This window comes from Kitasatospora sp. NPDC036755, assembly GCF_040636595.1.
Taxonomy (GTDB): Bacteria; Actinomycetota; Actinomycetes; order Streptomycetales; family Streptomycetaceae; genus Kitasatospora.
Map to the genome: position 1 here is coordinate 21506 of NZ_JBEZUT010000081.1, position 6746 is coordinate 28251.

A 6746-nucleotide genomic window follows, 5' to 3' on the forward strand; every position below is an offset into this window, starting at 1 on the left:
AGGTCACGCCGGACGTCGGCGGATGGGGTAGGCTGGGTCAATTGAGCGCCATTCAGAACACACTCCAAAGCCTCCTCACCGCAAGGATATCACATCGATGAGCGAATCTCCAGCGGCCGCAACGGATCACGACGGCGCCCTCGCCGCGGCCCTGCGCACCGAGCAGGCCCGCCTCACCCGGCTCTACGCCCGACTGGACACCGTGCGCGACCGGGCCCGCCGCACCGCCGACGGCGCCCACGACGGCGCCGCGCCCGGCGGCACCCACCAGGCCCGGCTGGAGCGCAAGGTGCGCGCCCGGGAGGCCGCCCGCCGGGCCGACCGGCTGGACGCGGTCGAGCGCGGCCTGTGCTTCGGCCGGCTCGACGAGCGCGACGGCACCGTCCACTACATCGGCCGCACCGGCCTGACCGACGAGGCGTACGAACCGCTGCTGCTCGACTGGCGCGCCCCGGCCGCCCGCCCCTTCTACACCGCGACCCCCGCCTACCCCGGCCCGGTGGTGCGCCGCCGCCACCTGCACACCCGGGGCCGCACCCTCACCGGCCTGGACGACGAGGCGCTCGACCTCGCCGGGCTGGACGAGTCCGGCCGGCGCGGCTTGGTCGGCGAGGCCGCTCTGCTCGCCGCCCTCGGCCGCGAGCGCACCGGCCGGATGGGCACCGCCGTCGCCACCATCCAGGCCGAACAGGACCGGGTGATCCGCTCCCCGCTGCGCGGCGCCCTGGTGGTCCAGGGCGGCCCCGGCACCGGCAAGACGCTGGCCGCCCTGCACCGCGCCGCCTACCTGCTGTTCACCCACCGCGCCGCGCTGGAGCGCCGGGGCGTGCTGGTGATCGGCCCCAACCCCGGCTTCCTCCGCTACATCGACGAGGTGCTGCCCGCACTCGGCGAGACCGAGGTGGTGCTGCGCACCGTCGGCGAGCTCCTCCCCGGCATCGCCGCCACCGCCACCGACGCCCCGGCCACGGCCCTCGCCAAGGGCGGCCCCTGGATGTCCGGGGTGCTCCGCCGTGCGGTGGCCGCCCACCAGACGGCCCCCGCCGAAGGCCTGGACCTCGGCGAGGGGCTGCGGGTCTCCGCCCGGGCCTGCGCGGAGGCCCGGGACGCCGCCCGCGGCCTGCGGCTGCCGCACAACCGGGCCCGCTCCTTCTACCTGGGCACCCTGCTCGACGCCCTCGCCATCGCCCAGGCACTCGCCCTCGGCCGCCCGTACGACGACGAGGAGGCGCACTACGCCCCGCGCGAGCTGTGGGACCGGCCGGACGTCCGCGCCGCGCTCGACCCGCTCTGGCCCCGGCTCACTCCCCAGCGGCTGCTCGAACGGCTGCTCACCGACCGGGAGTTCCTCGCCGGGACGGCTCCCGGGCAGGCGGCCGCGCTGCTCCGCCCGGTCGGCTCCCCCTGGACGGTCGAGGACGTCCCGCTGCTCGACGAGGCCGCCGAACTCCTGGGCCCCGAACGGACGTCCGACCCCACCGACCGGCAGCAGGACCCGGACCAGAACCCAGGCCAGGACGAACTCGCCTTCGCCGAGGGCGTGTTGACCATCACCGGGCAGACCGGCGACGCCCTGCTGGACTCCGCCGCCCTGGCCGAGCGCTTCCGCGACGACGGCCCGTACCGCTCCACCGCCGAACGCGCCGCCGCCGACCGCACCTGGGCGTACGGCCACGTCGTCGTCGACGAGGCCCAGGAGCTGTCCGCGATGGCCTGGCGCGCCGTCCTGCGGCGCGTCCCGACCGGTTCGCTCACCATCGTCGGCGACCTCGCCCAGACCGGATCGCCCGCGGGCGCCCGCAGCTGGGCCGAGACCCTCGACCCGCACCTGCCCGGCCGCTGGCGCGAGGAGCGGCTGACCGTCAACTACCGCACGCCGGCGCCCGTCATGGCTCTCGCCACCGCCGTGCTGAGCGCCGTGCTGCCCGGCCACCGGCCGCCCGAGTCCGTCCGCCCGGGCACCGAGCGGCCCCGGGCGGTCCCCGTCCCGGACGGCGACTTCGCCGCCGCCCTCGCCCGGCTGCCCGGCGGCCCGGGGACCCTGGGGGTGATCGCACCGGACGACCTGGCCGCGGAGTCGGCCGCGCTCACCGTGGCGGAGGCCAAGGGGCTGGAGTTCGACGCGGTCGTGGTGCTCGAACCCGCCGCGCTCGCCCCGCGCGACCTCTACGTCGCCCTGACCCGGGCCACCCGCTCGCTCACCCTGCTCCACCGCCGGCCGCTGCCGCCGGAGCTCGCCGGACTGCTCTGACCGGCGGCGGCGCGGGCCACGGGCGGCGCGGGGTTCCTACTGCGCGCCGCCCGTACGGCCGGCCAGTACCGGCAGCACCTGGGAGCAGATGGAGTGCAGGGCGATCCGCTGCTCGTCGGTCATCGCCTCGAAGGCCTGGTGGGTCCGGGCCATCTCGCCGCGGATGCGGTTCAGGATCTCCCGACCCTCGGCCGTGATCACCACGATCTTCACCCGGCGGTCACCGGCCGCCGCCTCCCGGTTCGCCAGGCCCAGCGACTCCAGCCGGTCCACGATCCCGGTGACGTTCGACGCGTCGCAGCCCAGCCGCCCGGCCAGCGCCCGCATCGGCACCGGTTCCTGCACCGCGCCCAGCGCCTTGGCCTGCGAGGAGGAGAGCCCGTGCCGGGCCGCGGCCGCCGCGAAGTCCTGGAAGTACGCGGCACCGACGGCGGCCAACGCCTCCATCAACTCGGCGTTGGTCGGTACGGTCGTCGTCGCTGTCGAACCCATGGGGCCAGAGTACGGCCAGGTGCTTCACCAACTCAAGCTTTGACCGGGGCAACCGTCGGCGAGCCGCCCCGCACCGGCCGGACGTCAGAGCACCAGCTGGTCGAACAGCCGCCGCAGCTCCGCCTCCGGGTCCGCGGTCAGCCCGGTGTGCACCGGCCCCGGCTGGACGATCGCGCTGCGCGGCGCGGTCAGCCAGCGGAACCGCTGCCCGGGGCTGTCCCCCGCCGCCGGACCGGCCTGCGGGCCGCCGTGGCAGACCGCCTCGATCCCGTGCAGCGCCCGCCGCACCCCCTGCACGTCCGCCACCGGGTCCAGCGCCAGCAGCCGGGCCTGGTCCAGGTGGGTACGGGCGGCCAGGTGCGCGCTCTGCCGGCAGTACAGCAGCACCCCGACGTTGACGCACTCGCCGCGCTCGACCCGCGGCACCGCGCGGATCACGGCGTACTCGTAGTCGTGCAGCTCGACGGTGACCGGCAGCACGGAAAACGCGGACTCGGTCATGCGGGCACCTCCGGCAGCCAGTCGCGCGGACCGGCCAGTCGCTCGGTCAGCTGCGTGCGGTACGCGGCGCGCACCTCGTCGGGCGAGTCGAAGCCGAACTCGTCCACCAGCCAGACGTCGGGGATCTGCGCGACCGCGCCCTCGATCGCCGCCTCGGCGAGCGGCGCGAGCGCCTTGTCGGCCGCCGTGAGGTCCGGCCGGGCCCGCAGCAGCGCGTGGTCGGAGGCGTCGTACGGGCGGCGGATCCAGGCCGCGGCGCCCGGCCAGTTGTGGTGGAAGATCAGGCTCGCGCCGTGGTCGATCAGCCGCAGTCCGCCGGTCGCCACCAGCAGGTTCGGGTTGCGCCAGGAGCGGTCCACGTTTCCGATCAGCGCGTCGAACCAGAGCACTTGCCCGGCGAGCTCCGCATCCACCTCGTAGCAGAGCGGGTCGAAGTTGAGCGCGCCGCTGACGAAGGCCATCCCGAGGTTGGTCCCGCCGCTGGCCCGCATCTGGTCCTGGATCTGGTGGTCGGGCTCGCTGCGCGCGAGCACCGGGTCCAGGTCGACCGTCACCAGCTCCGGCACCGGCAGCCCGAGCCGCCGGCCGAGCTCCCCGGCCAGCACCTCCGCGACCAACGCCTTGCGGCCCTGCGCCGCACCGACCCATTTCAGCGCGTAAAGCCGCCGATCGTCGGCCTCGACCAGGCCCGGCATCGAGCCGCCTTCTCGCAGTGGCGTCACGTACCGGATCGCCGTCACCTCGGGTAGCACGGCCGACAGCCTATCGGTGTCGCCACCCTTCCTCTCCCCGCACCCCGCGGCCTTCCGCTCCCCGCACCCGTGGCCGCCCGTTCCCGACCCTCCCCCGCGCGACCCGCCCCGGTGGCAGCCCCCGCTGCTCCGTGCGAGTGTGGCGGACAGTAATGGCAGTCCTGGGGACCTTCACGGCACAAGGGATGAGCGATGGAACGACCTCGGATCCTGATCGTGGGCGGTGGCTTCGCGGGCCTGGAGTGCGCCCGCCGCCTCGAACGCAAGCTGTCACCGTCGGAGGCCGAGATCTCGCTGGTCACGCCGTTCAGCTACCAGCTCTACCTCCCCCTCCTCCCGCACGTCGCCGCCGGCGTCCTCACCCCGCAGTCCGTGGCCGTCTCCCTGCGCCGGTCGCTGCGCCGCACCCACATCGTCCCCGGCGGCGCCATCGGCGTGGACCCGGGCTCCAAGGTGTGCGTCGTGCGCAAGATCACCGACGAGGTGGTGGCGCAGAAGTACGACGTCCTGGTGCTCGCCCCCGGCAGCGTCACCCGCACCTTCGACATCCCCGGACTCACCGACTACGCCCGCGGCATGAAGACGCTCGCCGAGGCCGCCTACGTCCGTGACCACGTGATCGCCCAACTCGATCTCGCCTCCGCCACCCTGGACCAGAAGGAGCGCGAGTCCCGGCTCCAGTTCGTGGTGGTCGGCGGCGGCTACGCGGGCACCGAGACGGCCGCCTGCCTCCAGCGACTGACCACCGCCGCCGCCCACCGCTACCCGCGCCTGGACGTCCGGCAGATCAAGTGGCACCTGATCGACATCGCCCCGAAGCTGATGCCGGAGCTCGGCGACCCGCTCGGCGAGGCCGCCCTGGAGGTGCTGCGGGAGCGCGGGATCGAGGTCTCGCTGGGCGTCTCGGTGGCCGAAGTCGGCGCCGAGACCGTCAAGTTCACCGACGGCCGGGTGCTCCCCTGCCGCACCCTGATCTGGACCGCCGGGGTGGCCGCGAGCCCGCTGATCGCCACCCTGGACACCGAGACGGTCCGCGGCCGGCTCGCCGTGACGGCGGAGATGCGGGTGCCCCAGTTCGAGGGCGTGTTCGCGATCGGCGACGCCGCGGCCGTCCCCGACCTCGCCAAGGGCGACGGCGCGGTCTGCCCGCCGACCGCCCAGCACTCCGCCCGCCAGGGCCGCGCGGTCGCGAACAACGTCATCGCCTCGCTCCGCAACCAGCCCCTGGAGCCTTACTACCACAAGGACTTGGGCCTGGTGGTCGACCTCGGCGGCAAGGACGCGGTCTCCAAGCCGCTCGGCGTGGAGCTGCGCGGGGTGCCCGCCCAGCTGGTGGCCCGCGGCTACCACCTGATGGCGATGCGCACCAACGTGGCCAAGTTCCGGGTGGGCGCCAACTGGCTGCTCAACGCGACCGCCGGCGACGAGTTCGTCCGCATCGGCTTCCTCGCCCGCCAGCCCGCCCGGTTGCGCGACTTCGAGTACACCGACGCCTATCTGACGAAGGATCAGGTCCGCGCGCACGCCCAGTCCCTGCTCGCCAAGGGCTGAGCACGACGGCACGGCGCCCCCGCGGCCGTGGCCGCCCGGGGGCGCCGGACCGTGCGGTCACCGCGCGGTCAGGTACATCCCGCTCGCGTCCTGCCCGGCCGTGTTGCGGCAGGAGTAGTCACCGCTCGGCCGCGCCCACAACAGCGTCAGGCAGCGCCCGACCGCCTGCTGGCCGTAGTAGTTGGGGTGCATCGACTCCTGCAGCACGCCCTGCGTGGAGTTGAGCCCGCCGTCCAGGAAGCGCGCCCACTCGCTGGTGGTCGCGGACGGGCCGGAGCCCGCGGTCGGCTGGCCGGTGGCCGTCGAGCAGACCTCACGGCCCTGCAGCATGTCCGACAGGTCCAGGAACTGCGCCCCCTTGGCGGCGGCGACGCCCGCCAGCGCCTGGGAGATCTGCGGCACCATCGAGTCGCGGGCCCAGTCCGCGTCCCCGTCCCAGAACGGGCAGCCGCCGGTGTCGGAGCGGCTCCAGCCGCTCTCCGGGTACCGCATCTCGGCGGCGCGCGGGATCGGCGACGGGTAGGACTGCAGCACCAGGCGGTAGTCCGACCGGGCGTAGCCGGCGTCGGCCATCACGGCGCGGATCTCGTCGATCGCCTTGCCGACCCCGGCCATCGCGGTGGGCATCCGGCCGTCGATCTGGGACTGCGCGGAGCCGTGGCAGTAGGAGTACCAGATCAGGTAGTCCTTCACGCAGGTGGAGATGACGTCCGAGAAGCCCAGGTCGTTGCCGCCGATCGACAGGGTGATCAGCTGGACGCTGTTCTGCCGTGCCACGGTGGCGAGTCGGTCGGCCTGCGGAGCCTCGCCCTTGAGCGACTGGCCTCCGTTGGCGGCGCGGAAGACGTTCGCGGTGACGGCTCCGGAGCAGGCCAGGTCGATCTCGTTCTGGGCCCCGGTCGAGGCGCTGAGCACCTCGGCCACGTCCGAGCGGTCACACCCGCTCGCGGCGGTGGCGCCGTAGATCCGCGAGGGGTCGTACGAACTGCCGGTCCAGGCCCGGTCGGTGCCGTTGCGGCCGCCGCTGGTGCCGGCCGCGTTGCCCTTCCAGCGGCCGGCCTCGCCGGAGATGTAGCTGTCACCGAGCGTGACGCTGGCGGTGGGTCTGCGGCCGACCGGGATCCCCAAGCATGCACACGTAAGCCTCCCTGAGCCAGATCCACGACTTGACACCACCAACTGACCACAGCAGCAGTCTC

Annotated in this window: 6 protein-coding genes; 2 read left to right on the forward strand and 4 right to left on the reverse strand. The window is 74.3% G+C overall.

Annotated elements, in window-relative coordinates; all coding sequences use genetic code 11:
* The first annotated feature begins 97 nt into the window (after positions 1-97).
* Entirely contained in the window at positions 98-2251 is a 2154-nt protein-coding gene (locus AB0E96_RS15020) for an ATP-binding domain-containing protein (RefSeq protein ID WP_359823108.1), read from the forward strand.
* Positions 2252-2287: 36 nt separating this feature from the next.
* Here the strand turns inward: AB0E96_RS15020 and AB0E96_RS15025 are convergent, their stop codons facing one another.
* The 3 genes from AB0E96_RS15025 to AB0E96_RS15035 all read right to left on the reverse strand — a co-directional run bounded on the left by AB0E96_RS15025 (position 2288) and on the right by AB0E96_RS15035 (position 3996).
* Positions 2288-2743: a MarR family transcriptional regulator gene (locus AB0E96_RS15025; protein WP_359823109.1), complete on the reverse strand. Its 456-nt coding sequence runs from the start codon at positions 2741-2743 to the stop codon at positions 2288-2290.
* Between the two features lie 84 nt (positions 2744-2827).
* Entirely contained in the window at positions 2828-3244 is a 417-nt protein-coding gene (locus AB0E96_RS15030; protein WP_359823112.1) for a DUF3037 domain-containing protein, read from the reverse strand.
* Positions 3241-3996 carry a HipA family kinase gene (locus AB0E96_RS15035; protein ID WP_359823114.1) on the reverse strand — a complete coding sequence of 252 codons (756 nt, stop codon included), beginning with the start codon at positions 3994-3996 and terminating at the stop codon, positions 3241-3243. The genes AB0E96_RS15030 and AB0E96_RS15035 overlap by 4 nt, the downstream gene beginning before the upstream one ends.
* Before the next feature lie 192 nt (positions 3997-4188).
* Between AB0E96_RS15035 and AB0E96_RS15040 the strand changes: the two genes are divergently transcribed.
* Positions 4189-5547 carry an NAD(P)/FAD-dependent oxidoreductase gene (locus AB0E96_RS15040; RefSeq protein ID WP_359823117.1) on the forward strand — a complete coding sequence of 453 codons (1359 nt, stop codon included), beginning with the start codon at positions 4189-4191 and terminating at the stop codon, positions 5545-5547.
* A gap of 57 nt (positions 5548-5604) precedes the next feature.
* Here the strand turns inward: AB0E96_RS15040 and AB0E96_RS15045 are convergent, their stop codons facing one another.
* Positions 5605-6675: a GDSL-type esterase/lipase family protein gene (locus tag AB0E96_RS15045; RefSeq protein ID WP_359823120.1), complete on the reverse strand. Its 1071-nt coding sequence runs from the start codon at positions 6673-6675 to the stop codon at positions 5605-5607.
* Positions 6676-6746: the final 71 nt, after the last annotated feature.